The following is a 21,583-nucleotide window of genomic DNA, read 5'->3' on the forward strand; positions in this document are numbered from 1 at the left end:
CCGTCGGCGATGTTCGCGCCGGTGATGGTTCCCTCAGCGATTTGATTTCCCGTAACAGAGCCCTCGTCTAAGGTGAAGTTGTCAAAAGCATTCGGTGCAAGGTGCTTGCTTTCGATGGAGCCCTCGGCAATCTGCGCCCCGTTCAAGGAGCCGTCGGCTACGTTCGCCCCCGTGATGGTCCCCTTAGCGATTTGCCTTCCGGATACAGATCCGCCGGCCAGGGTGAAGTTATCAAAGGCATCCGGTGCAAGGTGCCGGCTCTCGATGGAGCCTTCGGCGATCTTCGAACCTTTCAGGGACCCATCGGCGACGTTCGCGCCGGTGATGGTCCCTTCAGCGATTTGGTTTCCGGTAACAGAGCCGTCAGCCAGGGTGAAGTCGTCAAAAGCATTTGGTGCAAGGTGTTTGCTCTCAATGGAGCCTTCGGCAATCTTGGAACCGTTCAAGGACCCATCGGCGACGTTCGCCCCCGTGATGGTTCCCTCAGCAATTTGACTTCCTGTTACAGAGCTTTCGGCTAAAGTGAAGTTTTCAAAAGCGTCCGGTGCAAGGTGCTTGCTTTCGATAGAGCCCTTGGCAATCTTGGAACCGTTCAAAGCATCGGCTGCAATATTCGCGCCCGTAATGGTTTCCTTGGCGATTTGGCTCCCCGTAACGGAGCCGTTAGCCAGGTTGAAGTTATCAAAGGCGTCCGGTCCGAGATGCCGGCTTTCAATAGAGCCCTCGGCTATTTTGGAGCCGTTCAGAGAACCTGCCGCAATGTTTGAGCCGGTGATCGTTCCATGGGCAATTTTTGCTCCCGTAACCCCATGATCCTGAATAAGCTCCGTTGTAATTGCGCCGGCTTCAATATGCTTCGTGCTGATGCTGTGCGTCTGCAAATGATGGGGAAGCACGGCACCTTCTGCCAATTGTCTTGATTTGACGGACCCTGGCTGCAATTGATCGACTCCCACACTATCCGGTTGCAAGTGGACATGGCCGACAGACTGATCCGCCAGATGGGCCATGTTGACGGAGTAAGGGGCGAGATGGTGGCTTTGAATAGAGAATAACTCTATATGTCTGGATGCCACAGCCCCTTCACTGAGATGGTTTCCATGGATCGATTCTCCGGCAATATGCTCGGAAAGAACGGCACCGTTCTCGATGTGCGACGATTCAATGCTTTCGTTCTGGATATGCTTTGCGCTGATCGAGCCTGACGCAATATGCCGATCGGTTACAGCGATATCCTCAATATGCTGTGATTTGACCGCTTCCAAACCAAGATGGTCCGAAAGGACGCTCGCTTCTTGCAGATGCACTGCCGAGATGGAGAGCGGTTTGATTTTTTCTCCGCTAACGGCGTTTGTTTTCAATGCGGTCCCCGACACAGATGAAGGGGTGAGGTGGTCTTCCGTAATCGATTGCGATTCAAGCTTCGTTCCTGGAATGCTTCCGTCGGCAAACAGCATATCGGGCGATCGGCTCTCGTCAGCCAAATGGTTTAACGTAATGGACTTCTTTTTCAAGTGGTAGCCATGGATGGCTTCCTGGGTGATATGTTTGCCCAAAATGGATTCCAGTCCAAGATGCACTCCCTCAACCGCCTGCTGGGCAATTTTGTCTGAGGTAACGGCTCCATTCTGAATGGCTTCCTTGGCGACGGAATGGGTTGACAGGTGGGTGGAACGGATGGCTTGGGATGCTATTTTGTCACCAGTGATGCTGCCTTCGGCAAGTTTGGACGACGTAACGGAAAGATCCACCAGCTTGTCGGTCGACACGCTTTCCGGTGACAGTTTCAGGGATGTTACAGCATGGTCTGCCAGATGCCGAGGTGCAATAACCCCTTCGCCGATAGAGGATTCGATTACGCTGCCTTCGGCAATTTTGTCGCTCGTTACCGCTCCGCGTCCAAGCGCTTCTGTTCCTACGCTCTCGGTCTGTAAATGGCAGCTGGCAACCGAGCCGTTGGTCAAATGCGATGATTGGATCGCCCCGTCTTGTATGGCATGTGCTCCGACACTGTCCGCAGCCAGATGCTGCTGCAGAATGGATTGGCTTGCGATATTGCTGGAAGTCACGCCGCTCTGCCTAATAATGCTGCCGCCAACCGAGCCCAAAGCCAACTTGCTGCCCGTTACACTTTCAGGTGCAAGCTGTTCCTCCCCAACCGATTCTCGCTGGAGATGCTGTCTCGCGATGGAACGGTCCGCCATGTGCTGCTCTCCAATCGTTCTGGAGTGGATTGCCGCACCCAGCACGCTTTCAGGAGCAAAGTGCTGTGGCAAGATGCTGCCGATTGCGATATGTTTTGCTTTGACCGCATCTTGAGAGAGATGCCGGGCTTGAACAGCCTCCGAAGCGATTTGGGATGATTCTACCGCCCCTTTAGCCAAATGACGGGTTTGTACAGCTTCATTGGCAATCTTACTCGGGAGAACACTCTGATCGGCAATTTTTGAGGCCGTAACAGCCTGCTCGACCAGTTTGGCTGTATGGACTGACTGATCGGCAAGTTTGGAGCTCGTTATACTGGAATCGCTCAAGTGACGGGTGGACACGGCGCTGACGTCGATCTGCTCGGGACCGATGGAACCAGGCTGAATCTGATCAGGCCCAATTGCGCCGTCTTCCAGATGGCGGGCGCCCAGCGATCCATTCTGAATATGGTCGGCGCCAATGCCTCTAACAGCAATTTGGTCGGGGCCGATGCTTCCCTTGGCAATATGCTCCGATGTCACGGCCCTGCTGACGAGATGGTCGCTGTTAATGGATTTCTGCTGTATATGGGAGCCGTCTACGGCGCTATCCGCTATTTTGTTTCCGGTGATGGCGCCATCGCGAATTTTGGATGACGTGACGGCATTGTCGGCAAGCTTGGAAGTGTGAATCGCCTCATTGGATATATGCCGGGTTTCTACGGCGCTTGATGCGATTTTTTCCCCAATGACAGATTGGTCGTCCAGCAGCTCCGTCGATACGAGCAGCTGCTCGAGATGCCTTGCTGTAATAGCTCCGTCGGCTATTTTCTTCCCTTCAACGGCATGGTCCGCCAGCTTTTGGGTGGTTATGCTGCCATCCTTGATTTTGCTTGCGTTGACCGAGCCGTCCCTGAATTTGCGCGTCGATAAGATTCCATCCATGAGATGTTCGCCCGTGATTGACAATGGAGCAATTTTGCTTGAGGTCACGGCTTCGTCTGCAAGATGAAGGCTGGAAACGCTATAGTCTTGCAGCGCTTCGGGACCGACCGCTCCACGAGCAAGCTTGGAAGCCGTAACCGATTTGGAGGCGATCCGGTTCTCGGTTATGGCATACTCCCCTATGTCCTCTGTAAATATAAAGGCTCCCTTAATTTCTGGCATTTCCTTTTCAAGAATCAACTGCTCCGGCTCGATTTCCGTGTTCGGCAGAGGATCGGAAGAAAGCGTCAAATGGTCAGAAGACAGTGTCATGGAAGAATCTGCAGAAGACAGTGTCACGGCTTCTGTAGAAGATAATGTTGTGGAGTCAGTTGCTGACGCGGCGGAGTCGGAATTTACTGTCACGGCATCAGTAAATGCAGTAACCTCTGTTGATAAAGAAATAGCTTCGTCTGATATTACGGGTTTGATGACTGCTTCTCTTTCTTGCTGCCTTAATTCGAAAATGCCGATGAGATCCTCTTCCGGATCCGCGAGGGGTAATGTTGAAAGAATGCGGGCTTCTTTATCTTGTTCTGTTTCTGTTTCTTTTTCTTTTTCAGGACTGCGCCCATTACCCCGCCCCAACAGGTCGAGTTCCCTGGTACCAGGGTCAACTCTGAAGGGTTGGTTAGAAGATGTTGACGAGTTTTTTTTCTTTTTCTTCAAAACTGCACGCTCCTTCCGAATACTGATCGTCTCCGGTATCATATGCAGCCGTTTAGGCGGCTGTCACTGGTCTTTTGGGATTCGAAGAATCGAAATGGCGGCGCATCCATGGAAAAAGGACCCGGCAGAGGCCGAGTCCTTCATTGTGCGCTTAAGAGCGCTTATAAAATTTAACCCCTGGCGCCATTACGGCTGCACAGTCGGTTCCGTATTTGAAGTTTCTTCAAGAATCTTTGCTTCTAAAACGACAAAAGCCCTGCCTCTCTTTCGTCCTTGCGGCTCCGATGACCGCTCCAGTGTGAATCAGAAAACCGTTCCATAAAACTCATACTTTTAGGGTCATAAAATAGGAATTTGCACTTCAACAGAGATGTAAATAACCATGTTTCGAGGAACTTACGGGGTTAAACTTCGTGTAACAATTATTTATTATAGCACAGCTGCATGTAATAAGCAAAGATATTCAAACGAATATTAGAATGACATGCAAAAACGCTTGATTTTTTCCTGAAATCCTACGATATTCATATTAACAGTTTTTTCTTGCAAATTCTGCTGCCGAGCTCTTGAACTTGTAGCATCATGTCGAATACGTTCGGATCGCATATGCCTTGCCGATGTTTATTATCCGTTAATGAAAGTAGGCGTTCCATGCAACTGTATAAGTCTTTTCTTAAACAGCTAATCCGGAACTATATGATCGGGTCCATTGCAGCTGTGCTTGTTGTGGGTGGCGTATTAATGGTAACGACCCTCGAGATTCCCACCCGGGAAGGCGTGCGTCTAATGCTCATATTGGCCATTTCGTTCATGGTAATGGTCGCATCGGAGCTGACGGTCTTTCTTCGCCATTTACGGCCGATCCACGCGGGATTTGAAGGCCATACGGATTTGGAAACGTTGGAAAAAGCGTATTTGAGCATTCACCGTATGCCGCGTTTGGCGGTATATCGCATATTCGGACCGCATCTGCTCGGTTTGTCGCTTCCGGCCATTCTGCTTACCGTTTGGATGATGGAGCAGGGGAAGCTGAATTTCCCGCCGTTCTACATATGGCTGGCTTCCCTGGGAGCGGTCCTGCTGGCCAGCTGTCATGCCATGATCGAATTTTTCCTGACCATAGCCGCCATTCGCCCTTTGATCAAGGAAGTTCGGCGGCAGGCGCTGTCGCGTTATGGCGTGGATTTCTCGCTTGAGGGCCATGTGTTCATGGCGATTCGGACGAAGTTTCTGCTGAGCACGATGCTGATTGGCACCTTCCCGCTATTTCTGTTCAGTTTGGCCGTGCAGATCCGGTTGGAGGGGCTTAGTCAGATTGTAGCCCAGCAGTATTGGGGCTGGGCCGGATTTATATTGCTGCTCGGGGTCGGATTTGCTTATATCGGCGCCTGGCTCTTGACCCAGGATTTGCAGCGTCCCATCCGTCAGCTGTACCGGGCGATGAATGAGATCAAGGAGGGGCGTCTGATTCAGACCTCCAATCTCTACTCCGATGAATTTTCCAATTTGATCGCGGGTTTTAATATGATGGTCCGCGGGCTGCAGGTGCGCGAGGAACGGAACCGCAAGCTGCTGGACAGTTATTTTGCCGCTTTGGCAGCGGCGCTGGATGCCAGAGATCCTTACACGGCCGGCCATTCGCTTCGGGTGGCGGAATATTCGGTTTTGATCGGCCGTCTGGCCGGACTAAGCGAAGAACAGGTTGATCTTTTGCATAAGACGGCATTGCTGCATGATATCGGCAAGATTGGGGTCAGGGACAACATTTTGCTGAAGGAAGGGAAACTGACGGCAGAGGAGTTCGATCAGGTAAAGGCCCATCCGGCGCAAGGGGAGAACATTCTGCTGCAAATCGAGCCTGCCGATGCGATGGCTCCTTACCTGGAGGGGGTGCGCTCCCACCATGAGCGCTATGACGGAGGCGGGTACCCTGACGGGCTGAAGGGAAAGGAAATACCGCTGTTCGGCAGGATTATTGCGGTGGCCGATGCCTATGATGCCATGACGTCGGATCGGCCGTACCGAAGCGGCATGAAATCCGCGGATGCGTTGAGCATTTTGGAAGCCGGTAGGGGAACCCAGTGGGATCCCGATTATGCGGGCATGTTCGTGAAATACATGAAAGCGGAGAAGAAGATCATTACGATCCGTTAACGGGGGACCAGCCAAGGAACGCAACGGCTCGGATTCTATGATGAATAAGTAAGAGGCCGTACCTGTGCAGGTATACGGCCTCTTTTTTGTGTATATGTCGTCACTCACGGCCGGGCCCAAATGCTGCAGTCCCAGCAAGTGTAACGATCATCATGCTGATTCCTTACAGGAGCCGATAGGAAAAGCAAGGATATCAGGTCATCTGTTGAGCCGTATCGATTTCCGTACCTTCTTCATGCTCTGCAAGCTTCCCCTTGCGATGCATCCAGCCTGCCAGCCATGTGCTGATTTCATATAGGCCGATGAGCGGGACGGCAACCATTAGGTGAGACACGAGGTCAGGCGGCGAGATGAGCGCCGCAACGATAACCAAAACGACGTAGGCGTAGCGCCTCATGGTATGCAGGATAGCCGGGCTTAATATTCCTATTCGCGTCAGAAACAGGACGATGACAGGCAGCTCGAAGGCAAGAGACAGCGGGATGATGATATTGAACATGAAACCGAAGTACTGGGCGACGCCGTACGTCTCGACGAGGTCCATCTGACTGTTGATTCCCGTCGTAAAAGCGAGGCTCATCGGAAAAACGACAAAGTACGCAAACGCGACCCCTATGAGAAAACATAACGCAGAGAAGGGGATAAACCGAAGGGCCGCTTTCTGCTCGCGGCCGTTCAGTCCCTGATTGACAAACAGCCAGATTTGATGCAGGGCGAACGGCAAGGTAGGAAGCAGAGATAATACGATGCTGATGCTCATATAGATGCGGAGTCCGTCCCAGGGCGAGAATACGTTCCAGGTTACCTGAAAGGCCGGCGAATGATGCTTTAACATGGATAACACATGGGGTGCGGCGATCAGGCCTGCCGCCATGCTTAGGAGAAAGACGGCGGCTACCAGAAGGATTCGCTTTCTAAGTTCGGCGATGTGCTCAAGCAGCGTCATGGTATTTTTGAACTCCATAGACTTCGTCACTCCTTTGGTCATCATCGGAAGATGGGCGTGCAGCGCTGCTTTTTCGATTTATTCAATTCCTTCAGTTCAAACGTATTAAATCCCTCCTGCATTTTTTGATGGATTTCCTGAATGCTCTTCACATCCTCAAAAGAATATCTTCGGTTCCCTCCCTTCGTACGCTCCGGAAATATGAGCTTGCGTTCCTCGTAATACCGGATTTGCCTTTCCGTCAATCCGGTCAGTTCGCAAACAACCCCAATACTCATCACCTTACTCTCCATGCTCTTTACCTCCTATGTAAGTATTGTTAACCCTGAGCTTTTGTTAATGGCTTGGGATTAAAACCAAAGAAGATAAAACGGTAATAATTTGGGTGAATCCATTCCTTTTGGAAGGATTTATGACATGATTTTATGAAAAAGAAGGTGAAAAAGCAATCGTTTTTCAAAAATAAAAAAACAGTGTTAGAAATCCTTGCATATTTTAAGTCAAACCTTGTTTTCTCTGCTAAGATCGGCTCATGAATCCAATCCAATCCCAAACTAGCGAAGGAGTGAACGAAGGTGGCTACTAAAGAACAACCAAAAGAGATGACCCGAAGACAATTTCTGACGACCGTTGGCAAGGTAGGCGGATCTGTCGCCGTCTTCAGCTTGATGGGTACGATGGGGCTCCTTACGCCGGAAACGTTGAAAGCTGCGGAATATACTCCACCCGGAAAAAATGACCTGCATCTCAGCGGCCGGGGCGGCAAGAAGATCGTTATTCTCGGCGCAGGGATCGCGGGCCTGACGGCAGCGTATGAGCTTGGTCTGGCAGGTTACGACTGCACGATATTGGAGGCAAAAAGCTTTGCCGGCGGGCGTAATTGGACGATCCGCAAAGGAACCTCCGTGTCGGAGATCGGATCCGGCCGTCAGACTTCCCGTTTTGATAACGGACTGTATTTCAATGCAGGCCCGATGCGGATTCCCCAGTTTCACGTCACGCTGGATTATTGCAAGAAGTTTGGCGTAGCCATCGAGCCCTTCAACAACGTGAACGAGAGCGGCTATTACTACAACGAGAACGTGGGGGCTTTGTCCGGACAGCGCGTCCCCAAGCGTGCAGCCAAAGCCGACGTACGCGGTTACGTGGCCGAGATGCTGGCCAAAGCCGTTAATCAAAATGCGCTGGATCTGCCGCTGACGGCGGAAGAGAAGCTGAAGCTGGTGGATTATCTGAAGGCCGAAGGAGATCTGAATCCGGACCTGTTCTACAAGGGATCGGAGCGCGGCGGGTATAAGGATGAACCGGGAAGCCGCCTGGATGCCGGCGTGCTCCGCGATCCGTTCGATTTGAAGGCCATCATCAATTCCGGCTTCGGAAAATATTTTAGCAACGAATACGGTTATGACCAGCAGATGATGATGTTTCATCCCGTAGGCGGCATGGACGCCATCGTCAAGGCATTCGAGAAACGGGTAGGCAGCCGGATCAAGTACCGAGCCGAGGTGAAGGAAATTCGCCAGTCCTCCTCCGGCGTGCGGATTGTGTATGCGGACGGCCATTCCGGCAGAGACCAGGAAGTCCGCGGCGATTACTGCATCTGCACCATACCGCTGACGGTATTGAAGAAGATCCCGGCCGACTTCTCGCCGGAGATGTCCAAAGCCATCGGCAGCGTGGGCTACGCCTCCGCAGGTAAAATCGGTTTGCAGTTCAAGCGCCGTTTCTGGGAAGAAGACGAGTATCTGTACGGCGGCAGCAGCTTGACGAATATGGACATTACGCAAATCTACTATCCGCCGACAGACTATTTCGGAAAGAAGGGGATCCTGCTCGGCTATTATGCGTACGGGGGCATCGCCGATAAACTCGGCGGCATGTCGTATGCCGAGCGCGAGAAACTGGCATTGACGCAGGGGGCCAAAATCCATCCCCAGTATCCGAAGGAGTTCGAGGCCTCCTTCTCGATCGACTGGAAGAAGACCCAATACCAGGAGGGAGGCTGGGTATCCTATTCCGCCAATGATAGGAAAACCTACTATCCGACCCTCTGCAAGCCGGATAACCGCATTTACCTGGCAGGGGAGCATATCAGCTACATTACGGCCTGGCAGGCAGGCGCCATCGAGTCCGCGCGCGAGGTCGTAACCGATATCCATCAACGCGTCATGAAAGCATAATGGAGAAGGGAGTCCATAACCCATGAAAAATAAACTGAAGACGTTCCTGGCACTCGCCATGCTGTTCAGTGCCGTAAGCGTAACCGCATATGCCGACGGTGCTTCTGCCCATAAGAAGCCGGCCAAAGCTTTGCCGGCCCCCAAATTTTACGGCAGTCCTACATCCTCGATCTCCAGCGGGGTAGTCGTGCCGGAGGGTTCCTCCTATCTCTATACGAGCGGGACGGTTCCGCCATTGTTGAACAAAGACGGCAAAACGGTTTATGAACGTTACGGCGATACGAAAACCCAGGGGATCGGCATCCTGAAGGAAATCGAGAAGCAGCTGAAGGAGCAGGGATTGACGATGAAGGATGTCGTCTATTTGAGAGTGTACCTGACCCCGGATGCAGCGAAGAACGGGACCTTTGATTATACCGGCTGGTTTGACGCATACGCCCAATTCTTTAATACGAAGGAGAATCCGGTTAAGCCTGCGCGTTCCACCGTGGGGGTAGCCGGTCTTGTGAATGCCGATTGGTTGATTGAGATTGAGGCCGTAGCCGTATACCCGAATAAGGATAAGAAAAAGTAAGTTGTCCTCGTTTCGCGAAGCGGCGGATCGAATAGCCGCTGGCTTTCGACATGAACCGTTACCATCACATATTAAAGGAGTTGGGTTCTATGTTCCAAAATGTCGGTTTCGTCGGATTGATGATGATCTTGATTGTCGTGCTCATTCTGTTCGGCCCTTCCAAGCTGCCCGAGCTCGGCCGGGCGGTGGGCCGCACATTGTCCGAATTCAAAGCCTCCGCCAGAGAGCTGGTTGGCGAGGATAAAGAGGAGGAGAAGGATAAGGAGAGGGAAAGGGAGGGAGCCGTCATCAAACTGAAAGGATGATCGGGAAGTTTAATCTCTCTTATTAGGCTATGAAAGTGGATATTTCTGTACAAACCAAGCTGCTGCCACGGATGATTGAAGTCCATGGCGGCAGCTTTTTGCATGCCGCACTTGAGGTATGGTTCGAGAGCGGAACGCCCCGTTGTCATCGTTTAGCAGGATTCAGAGAAACTCCTGACGGGTATACACAAGTACAGGCAATGATACAATTCATCATCCATTACGCTAAGAGGAGCTGATATCTATGGATAGCAACGTATTTAAAGGGAAATGGAAGCAGATGAAGGGTGAAGCGAAGAAGCAATGGGGCAAATTGACGGATGACGATCTTAATGTGATCGACGGCGAAAAAGATAAATTGGTTGGCAAGCTGCAGGAACGCTACGGACATACGAAGGATGCGGCAGAGCGCGAATATACGGATTGGAGTGCAAGATACCGCGACTAGTCCACAAGACGATAAGGGAGGCAGTACGAATCATGTTGGAATCCCGTGTTGTGACCGGCAAGGTGATCGATATTCGTGACGGCAAGGTGTTTACCTTACACGGAGACATGGTCAGCACCTATCATTTGGGATACTATCATTTGGGATACTATGAGATGACGAACGAGGAGATTCTCCCTGTCACGGACAGTCAGCAGGCGGCAGAACCTGCTCCGGGCCTCATGGCGGAGGAATCTTCCGAGTCCTCCGGCTGGCTCGGCAGGGAATGGAAACCGCTGGCCGGTTTCATAACCGCATGGAGAAAGAGCGCAAATCGAGCCTGATTTGCGCTCTTTTTTTGGCTTTTTAAGCCTGGCTGTCCAGCTATTATGCAATGAGAAATTCATGTGAGTTTTATATTTCAAAAGTCATATTGACTTGGGTCCGATGCGGTGTAGAATGAGGTCAAAAGGAAGTTTGATCAGCCCATTTGAAGACATCGAAGGAGTGTATCAACATCAAGGCTGTCCAGGTTATTCACAAGCCGCGCAAACAGGTTTCGCATCAACGCAAACATTTGATGACGGCCACATGGGAAGGGGTTCCGGCGATCATTTTGCAGACGCTGCTGGGCGGTCCCTTTTTGACAGGGTACTTATTGTACTTAGGTGCGGAATCCAGTGAGGTTGGTTTTGTTCTGGCCGTCACCACGCTGTTCAACGTGCTTCAGATTCTGGTTGCGTACCTGATCCAGCGCTTGCAGTACCGCAAGAAAGCAATGATTGTGTTTACCTTTATGCACCGCATGTTGTGGGGGGCTACGGGCTTGATCCCGTTTATTTTCCCGGAACGATGGTGGGTTCCGGTGTTTATGATCCTTTATATGGGTGCCTTTATTGCCAATACCGTATCCGGCATGCTATGGACCTCGCTGATTAGCGACATGGTGCCGGCCAAAGTGCGGGGACGATATTTCGGCATACGCAATACCATCCTGAATGCGCTCGGAGCCCTAACCCTGTTTGTTGGCGGGATCATCCTGGACCGTTACCCCGGCGGCGAGGGCTTCCTGATTCTGTTTATGATTTCTTGGATTGCCATCGCTGCGAACTTATCCATGTTCTTTTTGTATCCTGATCCTCCCTTCGAGCATTCGAGCGAGCGTCAGTTTAGGGCGATGATCCGCAAGCCGCTGTCGGATACCACATTCATCAAATCCACGCTGTTTCTGGCCGGCTGGCTCTTTCTGCAGACCTTGATTGTTCCGCTCTACTCGTACGCCATGCTGGACGTTCTGCATATTTCGTATTCGATCGTATCCATCATGACCGTTGCGCAGACCGTGATCATGATGATCGGTTTCTACGTATGGGGGAATTTGAATGCGCGTTTCAGCAACAGAACCTTGCTCTATTGGACATTGCCGCTGATTGCGGGGTCGTGCTTGGCATGGGGCTTGCTGTCCGTCCTGCCCGTGATTCCGGTGCTGCTGTTATCGCATATGCTGCTTGGTGCCGGCGTGGGCGGCTTTAACCAGCTTGCCTTTAACTTCATGATCGGAGATACGCCGAAAAGCGAACGGCCGATGTTCATTGCCGTATACTCCTCCATTACGGGGTTTGCCTCTTTTCTCGGTCCCATGCTGGGCGGTCTCATATTCAAAGGGATTGCACAAGCGCCCGACTGGGTATCCCGATATGGCTTTCAAACCGCGGTGGGCGTGTTGATGGTGCTGATTGCTTTAACGGTGGGGCGGAGAGTGCTTCGTTCCGCTTAGAAGAACGGCCGGCAGCTGATGTCTTTCATGTCATGGATATTTCATATGATGAACGAAAAGGAGGGGTTTCGTTGGGAAAGGTTGCACTCGTAGTCGGGGCCACGGGGCTTGTAGGGCATTCGGTAACCGATGAGCTGCTGAGCCGTGGGGAGCTTGATGAAGTGCGCGTGCTGGTGCGAAGACTCCCGGAGGTCACGCATCCCAAGCTGCTGCCCATCTTGGTGGAGTGGGATCGGCTGGATCGATACGGGGACGCTTTTTCCGGCGTCCATAGCGTGTATTGCTGTCTGGGGACCACGATTAGGAAAGCGGGGTCCCAGCAGCAGTTCCGTAAGGTGGATGTGGACTATGTCATTAAGACCGCAGAGCTGGCCAAGCAGTACGGAGTGAGGCAATTTATGGCGGTCAGCTCCGTAGGCGCCAATCCGAAGGTTCGTAATTTCTATCTTCGCACCAAGGGAGAAGTGGAAGAACGATTGGCCGGAATCGGTTTCCGGGGACTGCATCTGTTCAGACCGTCGTTATTGCTGGGGGAGAGGCCCGAACGGCGGTTTGGGGAGCGGGCGGCTTCGATTCTGATGACTTCCCTCGACTTTGCATTCAGGGGTCCGAAGCTTGCCCCATACCGGGCCATTCCGGCGCAGAAGGTCGCGAGGTCCATGGTAAACATCGGTCTAACGGATATGAAAGGCCATCATATATACACCAATGAAGTGATGCATGTTCTAGGCGAGGCCGCTGATTAAATTTGCCAGAGAACCCGCGGCGGATTACAATGTACACAGATAGGAATACATAGAAAGGGTGATATATCATGAGTAAACATATCATATCGACCGACAAAGCCCCGGGAGCCATCGGACCATACAGCCAAGCTGTAGAAATCAACGGATTCGTATATACTTCAGGCCAGCTGGGATTGAATCCGGCAACAGGAGAATTCGGTGAAGGGGTCCAGGAACAGGCGAAGCTTTCGCTCAGCAATGTCAAGGCAATCCTTGAAGCTGCCGGGACAAGCCTGGAACAAGTGGTTAAAACCACGGTATTCCTGAAGGATATGAACGATTTCGCGGCAGTGAACGAAGTGTACGGCAGTTTCTTCTCCGAGCCGTATCCTGCGCGCAGTGCCGTGGAGGTTGCTCGTCTGCCGAAGGACGGATTGGTAGAAATCGAGGTTATAGCCGTTAAGAAATAAACAATATGAACGTAAAGGAGCTTTGCCTGCGTCGGCAAAGCTCCTTTTGCTTGTTCAAATTCCTTTTGATGAAGATTCTGAAGAACGAGCCGATGAATCCACGCATTAATACCGGGATCGTCTCCGATTGCGCGTGAAGAAGAGCCATATGGCAAATACAAACAAGACGATCGATAGCACGAAGCCGGTCATTAAGATACTATCGGTCTCCCGATGCTCGGCGGCGATGGCGATGTAAGCCCAGGTGAAGACCAGCGGTACGATGCCGTCCCGGTATCGCAGTCCGATCAGGATGGCGAGTAAAGCGCCTACGCAGAGCAGGGCGATACCCAAAGCGGACTCGCGTAGCCCGAAGAGGCTCCAGCCATTCTTCTGGAACACGATCCCGACATTGACGATAAAGGCAGGGCACACCCAGCCGATATATAGGCTGAACGGTAGCTTCAGGCAGAATCTCTCGCCGGGCGACGGATAGTCTATCGCATGCGTGCGCACATATAGAACCCATAGGGTCAGCAGCAGTAATAACATCACAACGACAGACCATTCAATAAACAAATAGTGCCATAGTACAAGCCAGGCCATATTGAATACGCAGCTGAGAATAAACCATGGACCGATGGATTTGACGGAATCCCGGTTTCCGGAGTCGCGGCGCAGCTGGTAGATGGCAAAAAAGAGCAGCAGCACATAGATAACGGACCATATGGTAAAGGCATATCCTGCGGGAGTGATCGCCGTATAATACATATCCGATATCTCCCCGGTCGTTCTGCCGCCCAGCGGCAGCATGCCCGATAACACGTTCACGGTGATAACCCCGAGGAAGAACAGCAGATTCCACCAGCGGTACGGGTTCGTGCGGTACATACAATCTCCTCCTAAATAGTCTGGACTATACAGAATATACCCAAAAGTATGGATATCGAGCCAGCAGCTAAAAGAAGGGGGTTCATAGCCTCCTTAATTCATATGCTTCTTGCGGTATTCGTTCGGCGTGAAACCCTCCATCTTCTTGAACACTTTGCTAAAATATTTCTCGTCCTGGTAACCGACCATCTCTGCGATCTGGGCGATCCGAATTTGGGGATTGAGCAGCAGCGTTTTGGCTTTCTCGATTCGAATCCGCCCGAGAAAATCCGATAACGTCACGCCGAATTCCTGCTTGAATTTACGGGAAATGTATTCCCTGCTAAGAAAGAACTTGCCTGCGATCTGCTGCAGCGAAATCTCATCATGATAGTGCTGCTCCAAGTAATGGGCTATGTCATGAATAATGTGACTGTCCTTCGAATGGATCTGGGTAAGGACCCGGGATGCCGCATAGAGCCTTCCGCTGATCTGTTCGCGCCAGCGGTCCCAGCAAATCATGCCATCCTCGCTGTAAGGGAGCGCGGAGGGAAGGTCCTGTGAAATTTCAGCGTCCTCGACGGGCTCCTGTGTGCTTTTCACTTCATTTTCCGTCCAATGATACTGGATCCAGTCCCATTCCGAATTCCACCTCATCAGATGCTCGGGAGACACAAGATCCCTCTCGCGAACCTCCTGCAGCCACTCTTCCGTGGCCGCCTCGATGCGCTCCTTGCTCCCGCTGAGCGCGGCCAGCTTGAATTCCTCCTCGTAGGAGGAGAGCCGCAGGGTGCGCGAGCCCTCGCTTTCGACGGCGCGCTCCCGATGGATGTGGCACTTGCCGGTCAATAGATTACGGCTGCACAGCGCTTGGACTGCAGTCGAATAAGCCTTGGGCAGATCTTGGGGAAAAGCGCCCGCTTCGGCGGCGCCGAAATGGCTCCGCCTGCGAAGGGTGGAGAAGAACCCGTCATTGATTCGATCCAGCAGGTCGTTAAAGGGAAGACGTGGATTCCAACAGAGCAGGATGATTTCTCCGGGCTTGTCGATATGCCGGAAGGCTACTCCGCGATCCTTCAACAGCTCATTGCAAATGTTGATGAGGGTGAAGGACAGCAGATGCCGCCTATTGCGGAATTTGGACAGCAAAGCTTCGTCGAATTGATCGTCGCGGAGCACGGCAACGTTGCAAGCCATGCCGGTTTCGGGCAGCGTCATCCGGTTCCGCAATTGAGAGACGACGCTTTCCCGGCTTCCGTAGCCGTTCACAAGATCCGAGAGCAGGCGGTCCATGTAGTATGGGGTCATCTGATTCATTTCAATAGTCTGATTGGTCATATGCCGCCGTTTCTCTTCCTCAAGCCGCCAGGTTTCAACCGCTTTGGCCAGCGCCTCGTTCAAGCTGTCCGGATCCACGGGCTTGAGAATATAATCGATGCCTCCCGAACGGATGGTATGGCGCACATATTCAAAATCATCGTATCCGCTGATGACAAGCACTTTAATATCCGGTTTCGTGGCATGCAGCCAGGTCAGCAGCTCAAGTCCGTTTTTGCGGGGCATCCGCATGTCGGTCACGACAATCTGCGGCTTCTTCTCCTCGATAAGCCGTACCGCTTCCTCGCCGTCGGCGGCTTGGTCGATCTCCGTTATGCCATGCCGTTCCCAGTCTGCCAGAAGCCCTATAGCTTCCCGAACGTGCTGTTCGTCATCTACGATCAATACTCTCATTCTACTGTTCACTCTCCCGTGGTTGGATATCGAGCGTAACCTTGACGCCGTGGGGCTCTGCATTCTCTATGGTTAATTCAGCATGATTGTTGGAGTACAGGTTCAAACGCATGTATACATTCAACAGCCCGATAGAATCTTCGCCGGCATCGTTTCGGTCAGGGTGATGAAAGGCCGTCTCAAGTTTGCCGCGGATCGAGGCAAGCTCCGCCGCCTCGATGGAAGCCCCGTTATTCTCAATGACAACGATTAAGCGGCCATCCTCCGCGATGCGGGTGGATATGGAGATGCGGCCGACGCCGGCGTGCGTGTTCATGCCATGCTTGAAATAATTCTCAACGACCGGCTGCAGGATCATCTTCGGAACCGGGGTCGTGAGGCTCTCCGGATCCACATCCCAGATGATTTCCAGCTGATCGCGGAACCGCTGTTTCTGCAGCTCAAGGTACAGCCGCACATGGTTGATCTCATCCTGAAGCGTCACTTTGCCCTCGCTGTTGCGCATATTGTAGCGCATCATATTCGCCAGCGAGGAGAGCAGGGAATAGATCCGCGGCACCTTGTGCTGCAGAGCCAACGTGCCGATGGACTGGAGCGTATTGTACAGAAAATGCGGATCGATCTGGGCTTGGAGCGCCTTCAGCTGGTTGGTTTTATTAGCGATTTCCAGCCGGTACTCGCGCAGGATCAGGTTGTTGATGGTATCCATCATCGTTCGGAAGCGTCGGGACAGAATCCCGATCTCATCCGGGCTTGTCACGTCAATATTCACGTCGAGCCGCCCGGTTTTCACCTGATTCATATAGGTTGTGAGCTGTTTAATGGGTTTTGTGATTCGAATCGATATCCATAATGTGCCGAATATAACAATGAATAGCGCTAATATCGCAATAATCGCGTTAATGCTCGTTAATTCCGTCGAATGTTTGTACAGCGTTTGGTGCGGAATTTGCTTGACGAGCGTCCAGGGTGCGTAAGGCAAATCGAGCTTCTCATAGACAATCATCGCATCCTCGCCGTCATAATAACCGTTATTCGTTTGAGCGATTGCGCCCATTAGCTCAGGATCGTCCAGTGCCTGGCCTCTCTGCTGCGGATCCGGACCGTATATGATGCTGCCGCTGCTATCAATCAAGTATAGCGCCTCTTCCCCTTTAGCATACAGCTGATCGCATATGGCCAAGATACTGTCGAGTTTCACGTCAATGGCCATGAGGGCATATTGGTCCGGCGCAGGCACGTTGGTGATGGATCGGTAGAAGGTGATCACTTCAAAATCCAGGATGTCCGCTGGCCGCGGAGGGAACCCGTAACTATGCACCTGATGAACGGGCTCGATGGCTGTATTGCCTTTGCCGAACTCTTCTATTTTGCGGTACGGAGCCTGCCGGAATTCCCTTCTTGGCAGATTGCTGGATATCTGGGTGGATTGTCCCGTCAATTGATTGTGCAGATAAATCTGGTGAACGTCCTGCGTGCCCGTTTGGATGGCCTGTAAGGTGGCATACAGCTCGGCTACGACCCGGTGGTTATCGGGATCCAGGGCAAGGTTGCGCAAAAAATGGGGATCCGAATAAACGGACAGCGACGCGCGGTCGATGCCGCGCAGATAGTTCATCAGATTGGTCGCTCCTTGATAGATCAGCCGCACATTTTCGTTCACCGTCTGCTCCTTCACGGACTCGCGCGTATGCGTAAACGTGATGATTAACGAGAGCAGGAGCGGAATGGTCGTGACGGCGAGCATGAACGTGATCAGCCGGGTCTGGATGCTGCGATATTTCATGAAGGATCACCTCGGAATTATCGAATGGGCATAAGCGCGCATGGTCAATATTTTACACCTAACGGTTCATGATTCTCCGTGTTTATTGTTTACAGGTTACCGCATAATAGCTGTACATCATACAACAACTTAACGAAAAGGAGAGATCAAGGGATGAATCGAAAAAAATCTTCGGCACTGCTGCAGCAGTTTCTTTTCGTGGGACCCTCCACCATATTTTTCATCCTCATCATGATCATTCCGTTCCTCCTGGGTCTTTATTATTCCTTCACGAACTGGAATGGCGTGTCAAGCAAAATCGACTTTGTCGGCTTTGATAATTTTGTTACCATCTTTACCAACGATGATAAATTCCGGGATGCTTTCTGGTTTACGACCCGGTTTACGGTGCTTGGCGTCATCCTTACGAATCTTCTAGGATTTATTCTGGCGTACTTTCTGACGAAGCCGCTGAAGACACGAAACGTGCTGCGGACGATCTTCTTCATGCCAAACGTCATCGGCGGCCTGCTGCTCGGTTTCATCTGGCAGTTTATCTTTGTCAAAGGGTTTGCGGCGATCGGCAATGCCACGAACCTCGGATTCTTTAACCTGCCTTGGCTCGGCACAAAGGGAACTGCCTTTTGGGCAATTGTAATCGTTTTCGTATGGCAGACGGCCGGATACCTGATGGTCATCTATATCTCCTCGCTTAACAATGTGCCAAAGGATATTCTGGAAGCTGCCGAAATCGACGGGGCGAGCAGAGGGCAGGTACTGCGGTCCATCATCATCCCGCTTGTCATGCCGGCGGTTACGGTATGTTTGTTCCTGGCGATCTCCTGGTCATTCAAAATGTTCGACCTGAACCTATCCCTGACCAAAGGCGGCCCGTTCGGCTCGACCGAGTCGGTAGCCATGAATATTTACAACGAGGCCTATACGAATAACCGCCTCGGACTCGGAACGGCGAAGGCGGTCATATTCTTCATCGTGGTTGCCATCATCACAAGCTTGCAAGTCCGATTCACGAAGAGCAAGGAGGTTGAAGCCTAATGGAGACCACAAGAAAATACCGGCTGAACACCATGGCCACCGAGATCATCATGGTCATCGTGGCATTGCTCTTCCTGGTCCCGTTCTACTTCCTGTTCGTGAACTCCGTCAAAACCTTCGGCGAGCTGTTAACCGATTCGGCGGGGCTTCCGACCACGTTCGAATGGAGCAATTATTCACGGGCGTGGGACATTACCAACTTCCCGCAGGCGTTCTGGAATTCGCTGGTCGTTACGGTGGCGAGCAACCTGCTGCTGGCGATGTTAAGCGCCATGACCGCTTACCAGATGGTTCGCCGCAACACACGTTTTAACCAGATCATGTTTGCGCTGTTTGTGGCAGCGATGGTCATTCCGTTCCAATCGATCATGATTCCGCTCGTGAAAGTGACGGCAACGCTCGGCATTAACAACAGCTTGTACGGACTGATTATCTGTTACCTGGGCTTCGGGGTTCCGCTGAGCGTATTCCTGTTCCATGGCTTCGTGAAATCGATCCCGATGGAGATCGAGGAAGCCGCAACCGTGGATGGTTCCAGCGGGTACGGCGTATTCTTCCGGGTGGTTTTCCCGCTGATGAAGCCGATGTTCGTGACGGTGATCATCCTGAACACCTTGTGGATATGGAATGACTACCTGCTGCCATCCCTGATTCTGCAGTCTGCCGAGCTTCGGACGATTCCAATTGCTACTTTTGCCTTTTTTGGGCAGTATACCAAGCAGTGGGACTTGGCCCTCCCGGCGCTGGTGCTGGGGATCATGCCGGTCATTCTGTTCTTCCTGGCCATGCAGAAGTACATCATTGAGGGCATTACGCAAGGAGCGGTGAAGGGTTAATCCGCAAACGGTCAATTCCTTCCCCCTCAAAGATCAATATAATGCCTGATTTAACGAAAATAGGTTGATTATACTGAAAAAGTAAACGCTATCAACGAATGCTGGACACGATGTTATAGAAGAAAAGGGAGGTTTTACAATGAAGAAATACGGTAAGCTGCTCCTGGTCATGGTATTGGCTTTCTCCACGCTGCTTGCAGCTTGCGGCGGCAACAATGAGGAGGGCCAAGGCGCTGAAGGCGGTGCCGAGGGCGGCACGAAAACGATTAAGATTTTTCAATTTAAAGTCGAAATCGCCGAGGCTTTGAACAAACTGAAGGCCGAGTACGAAAAAGAGCATCCCGGCATCAAGCTGGATATTCAAACGGTTGGCGGCGGCTCCGATTACGGTGCGGCGCTGAAGGCGAAGTTCGCTTCCGGCGATGAGCCCGACATTTTCAACGTCGGCGGATACCGCGATCTCGAGACGTGGTTTGAGAATGTCGAGGATCTCTCGGACCAGCCATGGGTGAAGGACGTTGTTGACGTTGCCAAAGAACCGATGACAAAAGACGGTAAACTGTACGGACAACCGATGACCATCGAGGGTTACGGATTCATCTATAACAAAGACTTGTTTGAGCAAGCGGGAATCACCGAACTTCCTAAGACGCTCACAGAGCTCGAAGAAGCTGCCAAAAAACTGCAAGCGGCTGGGATTACGTCATTCGTGAACGGATACCAGGAAACCTGGATTTTGGCCAACCACTTGCTGAACATTCCGTTCGCCCATCAGGAAGATCCCGCTGCATTCGTCAAAGGAATGAATGAAGGCACGGAGAAGCTGGTAGGCAACGCGAAGTTCGATGAATGGATGCGACTGTTCGACCTCACCGTCCAATACGGCCAGAAGAACCCGCTGACGACCGATTACAACACGGAAATCACGACCTTTGCCAGCGGTGAAGCGGCCATGACCCAGAACGGAAACTGGACGCAGGTGCAGATCGACGGCATCAACCCGGATCTGAACATCGGCCTACTGCCGATGCCGATCAATGACAACGCTGAAGAGAACGACAAGCTTCCGGTCGGCGTGCCGAACAACTGGGTCGTGAACAACAAATCGAAGGTGAAGGACGAAGCCAAGGAATTCCTGAACTGGCTCGTCACTTCCGAGACCGGTAAACGCTACATTACGGAAGAGTTCAAATTCATCCCGGCGCTGACCAGCATCGAGGCGAACAGCGAGACGCTTGGCGATCTGGGGAACGATGTCATGAAATACAGCCAAGAGAACAAAGCGCTCAGCTGGGAATTCAACAAATTCCCTGATGGCGGCATGAATGAATTCGGCAGCCAGATGCAAGGGTATGTAGCTGGCAACGTGGACAAAACCCAATTGTTCGAAGGCATTCAGAAATCATGGGACAGCTTAAAGGCGAAGTAATCGCGAGGTCTTCACGAGTGCAAACCAAATGATTATGGACGTCAAAAAAAGACGGTGCAGGATGAACCTGCGCCGTCTTTTTGTTGTGGAGGCTAATAATTATTGCGGATCAGCAGGTAAATAATAAGACCCACTACAGGGAAGAACAATAAACCCAGCACAACAAGAATCGCGAACTCGGGACTGCGCCCTTTCCGCCGGGCATCGTTATAACCCCATACGCAGACGGCAATGTGAAGAAGGAAGAAGAACAATACCAGCAATAAAGCCGCAATCCCGAAAATACCAAAGCCTACAAAACTCATAAATGCAAGACCCTCCCGAACTCTTAATGTATGATCTACATACGCCGGATCAGCGGAAGGGTCGCATAAAAATGCAGGCTTCGAAATTTTGGGCGGCAAGAATGAACGGGAGACTGCATAAGAACAGGGATTTTTCATTACTCTATATATAGAAGAATTCGCTATGCAATACATAGATCATAACGAAATAGTAAATACATGGTATGATAAAGGTT

At 51.8% G+C, this 21,583-nt stretch carries 20 protein-coding genes; 13 read left to right on the forward strand and 7 right to left on the reverse strand.

Annotation, left to right across the window (positions count from 1 at the left end):
* A partial coding sequence (locus BMX45_RS24090; protein ID WP_090912524.1) for a hypothetical protein occupies nt 1–3,443 on the reverse strand: 3,443 nt, incomplete at its 3' end.
* Here BMX45_RS24090 and BMX45_RS31085 point away from each other — a divergent pair.
* Both BMX45_RS31085 and BMX45_RS24095 read left to right on the forward strand, forming a co-directional pair.
* Nucleotides 3,442–4,161, forward strand: coding sequence for a hypothetical protein (locus tag BMX45_RS31085; RefSeq protein ID WP_139212492.1), 720 nt, complete (start codon nt 3,442–3,444; stop codon nt 4,159–4,161). The two genes, BMX45_RS24090 and BMX45_RS31085, sit on opposite strands and share 2 nt — an antisense overlap.
* 329 nt (nt 4,162–4,490) lie before the next feature.
* Nucleotides 4,491–5,993, forward strand: coding sequence for an HD-GYP domain-containing protein (locus BMX45_RS24095; protein ID WP_090912526.1), 1,503 nt, complete (start codon nt 4,491–4,493; stop codon nt 5,991–5,993).
* A gap of 193 nt (nt 5,994–6,186) precedes the next feature.
* Here the strand turns inward: BMX45_RS24095 and tatC are convergent, their stop codons facing one another.
* Both tatC and BMX45_RS24105 read right to left on the reverse strand, forming a co-directional pair.
* Nucleotides 6,187–6,957 (reverse strand): twin-arginine translocase subunit TatC, encoded by a 771-nt coding sequence (tatC, locus tag BMX45_RS24100; RefSeq protein WP_090912528.1) that lies wholly within the window; start codon nt 6,955–6,957, stop codon nt 6,187–6,189.
* 23 nt (nt 6,958–6,980) lie between these two features.
* Nucleotides 6,981–7,232, reverse strand: coding sequence for a MerR family transcriptional regulator (locus BMX45_RS24105; RefSeq protein WP_012818886.1), 252 nt, complete (start codon nt 7,230–7,232; stop codon nt 6,981–6,983).
* Nucleotides 7,233–7,514: 282 nt separating this feature from the next.
* On the opposite strand from BMX45_RS24105, the gene BMX45_RS24110 reads away from it, so the two are divergent.
* The 8 genes from BMX45_RS24110 to BMX45_RS24145 all read left to right on the forward strand — a co-directional run bounded on the left by BMX45_RS24110 (nt 7,515) and on the right by BMX45_RS24145 (nt 13,397).
* Complete coding sequence (locus BMX45_RS24110) at nt 7,515–9,119, forward strand: flavin monoamine oxidase family protein (RefSeq protein WP_090912530.1); 1,605 nt, start codon at nt 7,515–7,517, stop codon at nt 9,117–9,119.
* A 22-nt stretch (nt 9,120–9,141) separates the two neighbouring features.
* Nucleotides 9,142–9,693, forward strand: coding sequence for a RidA family protein (locus BMX45_RS24115; RefSeq protein ID WP_090912532.1), 552 nt, complete (start codon nt 9,142–9,144; stop codon nt 9,691–9,693).
* Nucleotides 9,694–9,782: 89 nt separating this feature from the next.
* Nucleotides 9,783–9,998: a twin-arginine translocase TatA/TatE family subunit gene (locus BMX45_RS24120; protein ID WP_012818889.1), complete on the forward strand. Its 216-nt coding sequence runs from the start codon at nt 9,783–9,785 to the stop codon at nt 9,996–9,998.
* A gap of 244 nt (nt 9,999–10,242) precedes the next feature.
* Entirely contained in the window at nt 10,243–10,446 is a 204-nt protein-coding gene (locus BMX45_RS24125) for a CsbD family protein (protein WP_090912534.1), read from the forward strand.
* A gap of 32 nt (nt 10,447–10,478) precedes the next feature.
* Nucleotides 10,479–10,769, forward strand: coding sequence for a hypothetical protein (locus BMX45_RS24130; RefSeq protein WP_090912536.1), 291 nt, complete (start codon nt 10,479–10,481; stop codon nt 10,767–10,769).
* Between the two features lie 146 nt (nt 10,770–10,915).
* Complete coding sequence (locus BMX45_RS24135; protein ID WP_090912538.1) at nt 10,916–12,202, forward strand: MFS transporter; 1,287 nt, start codon at nt 10,916–10,918, stop codon at nt 12,200–12,202.
* 71 nt (nt 12,203–12,273) lie between these two features.
* Nucleotides 12,274–12,948 carry an NAD(P)H-binding protein gene (locus BMX45_RS24140; RefSeq protein ID WP_090912540.1) on the forward strand — a complete coding sequence of 225 codons (675 nt, stop codon included), beginning with the start codon at nt 12,274–12,276 and terminating at the stop codon, nt 12,946–12,948.
* Nucleotides 12,949–13,016: 68 nt separating this feature from the next.
* Nucleotides 13,017–13,397, forward strand: coding sequence for a RidA family protein (locus BMX45_RS24145; RefSeq protein ID WP_090912542.1), 381 nt, complete (start codon nt 13,017–13,019; stop codon nt 13,395–13,397).
* Between the two features lie 105 nt (nt 13,398–13,502).
* On the opposite strand, the gene BMX45_RS24150 is transcribed toward BMX45_RS24145, so the two are convergent.
* The 3 genes from BMX45_RS24150 to BMX45_RS24160 all read right to left on the reverse strand — a co-directional run bounded on the left by BMX45_RS24150 (nt 13,503) and on the right by BMX45_RS24160 (nt 17,763).
* Nucleotides 13,503–14,267 carry a tryptophan-rich sensory protein gene (locus BMX45_RS24150; protein ID WP_090912544.1) on the reverse strand — a complete coding sequence of 255 codons (765 nt, stop codon included), beginning with the start codon at nt 14,265–14,267 and terminating at the stop codon, nt 13,503–13,505.
* Between the two features lie 93 nt (nt 14,268–14,360).
* Nucleotides 14,361–15,977, reverse strand: a complete 1,617-nt coding sequence (locus tag BMX45_RS24155) for a response regulator (RefSeq protein ID WP_090912546.1) — start codon at nt 15,975–15,977, stop codon at nt 14,361–14,363.
* A gap of 1 nt (nt 15,978) precedes the next feature.
* Complete coding sequence (locus BMX45_RS24160) at nt 15,979–17,763, reverse strand: sensor histidine kinase (protein ID WP_090912548.1); 1,785 nt, start codon at nt 17,761–17,763, stop codon at nt 15,979–15,981.
* A 153-nt stretch (nt 17,764–17,916) separates the two neighbouring features.
* On the opposite strand from BMX45_RS24160, the gene BMX45_RS24165 reads away from it, so the two are divergent.
* The 3 genes from BMX45_RS24165 to BMX45_RS24175 all read left to right on the forward strand — a co-directional run bounded on the left by BMX45_RS24165 (nt 17,917) and on the right by BMX45_RS24175 (nt 21,063).
* Complete coding sequence (locus BMX45_RS24165) at nt 17,917–18,798, forward strand: carbohydrate ABC transporter permease (protein WP_009593034.1); 882 nt, start codon at nt 17,917–17,919, stop codon at nt 18,796–18,798.
* On the forward strand, nt 18,798–19,634 hold the full coding sequence (locus BMX45_RS24170; protein WP_012818896.1) for a carbohydrate ABC transporter permease: 837 nt from the start codon (nt 18,798–18,800) through the stop codon (nt 19,632–19,634). The genes BMX45_RS24165 and BMX45_RS24170 overlap by 1 nt, the downstream gene beginning before the upstream one ends.
* 139 nt (nt 19,635–19,773) lie before the next feature.
* Complete coding sequence (locus BMX45_RS24175; protein WP_090912549.1) at nt 19,774–21,063, forward strand: ABC transporter substrate-binding protein; 1,290 nt, start codon at nt 19,774–19,776, stop codon at nt 21,061–21,063.
* A 92-nt stretch (nt 21,064–21,155) separates the two neighbouring features.
* On the opposite strand, the gene BMX45_RS24180 is transcribed toward BMX45_RS24175, so the two are convergent.
* Nucleotides 21,156–21,368, reverse strand: a complete 213-nt coding sequence (locus tag BMX45_RS24180) for a hypothetical protein (RefSeq protein WP_090912551.1) — start codon at nt 21,366–21,368, stop codon at nt 21,156–21,158.
* Nucleotides 21,369–21,583: the final 215 nt, after the last annotated feature.

Origin of the sequence: Paenibacillus sp. cl141a, from assembly GCF_900109305.1 — a bacterium.
Taxonomy (GTDB): domain Bacteria; phylum Bacillota; class Bacilli; order Paenibacillales; family Paenibacillaceae; genus Paenibacillus_AQ; species Paenibacillus_AQ lautus_A.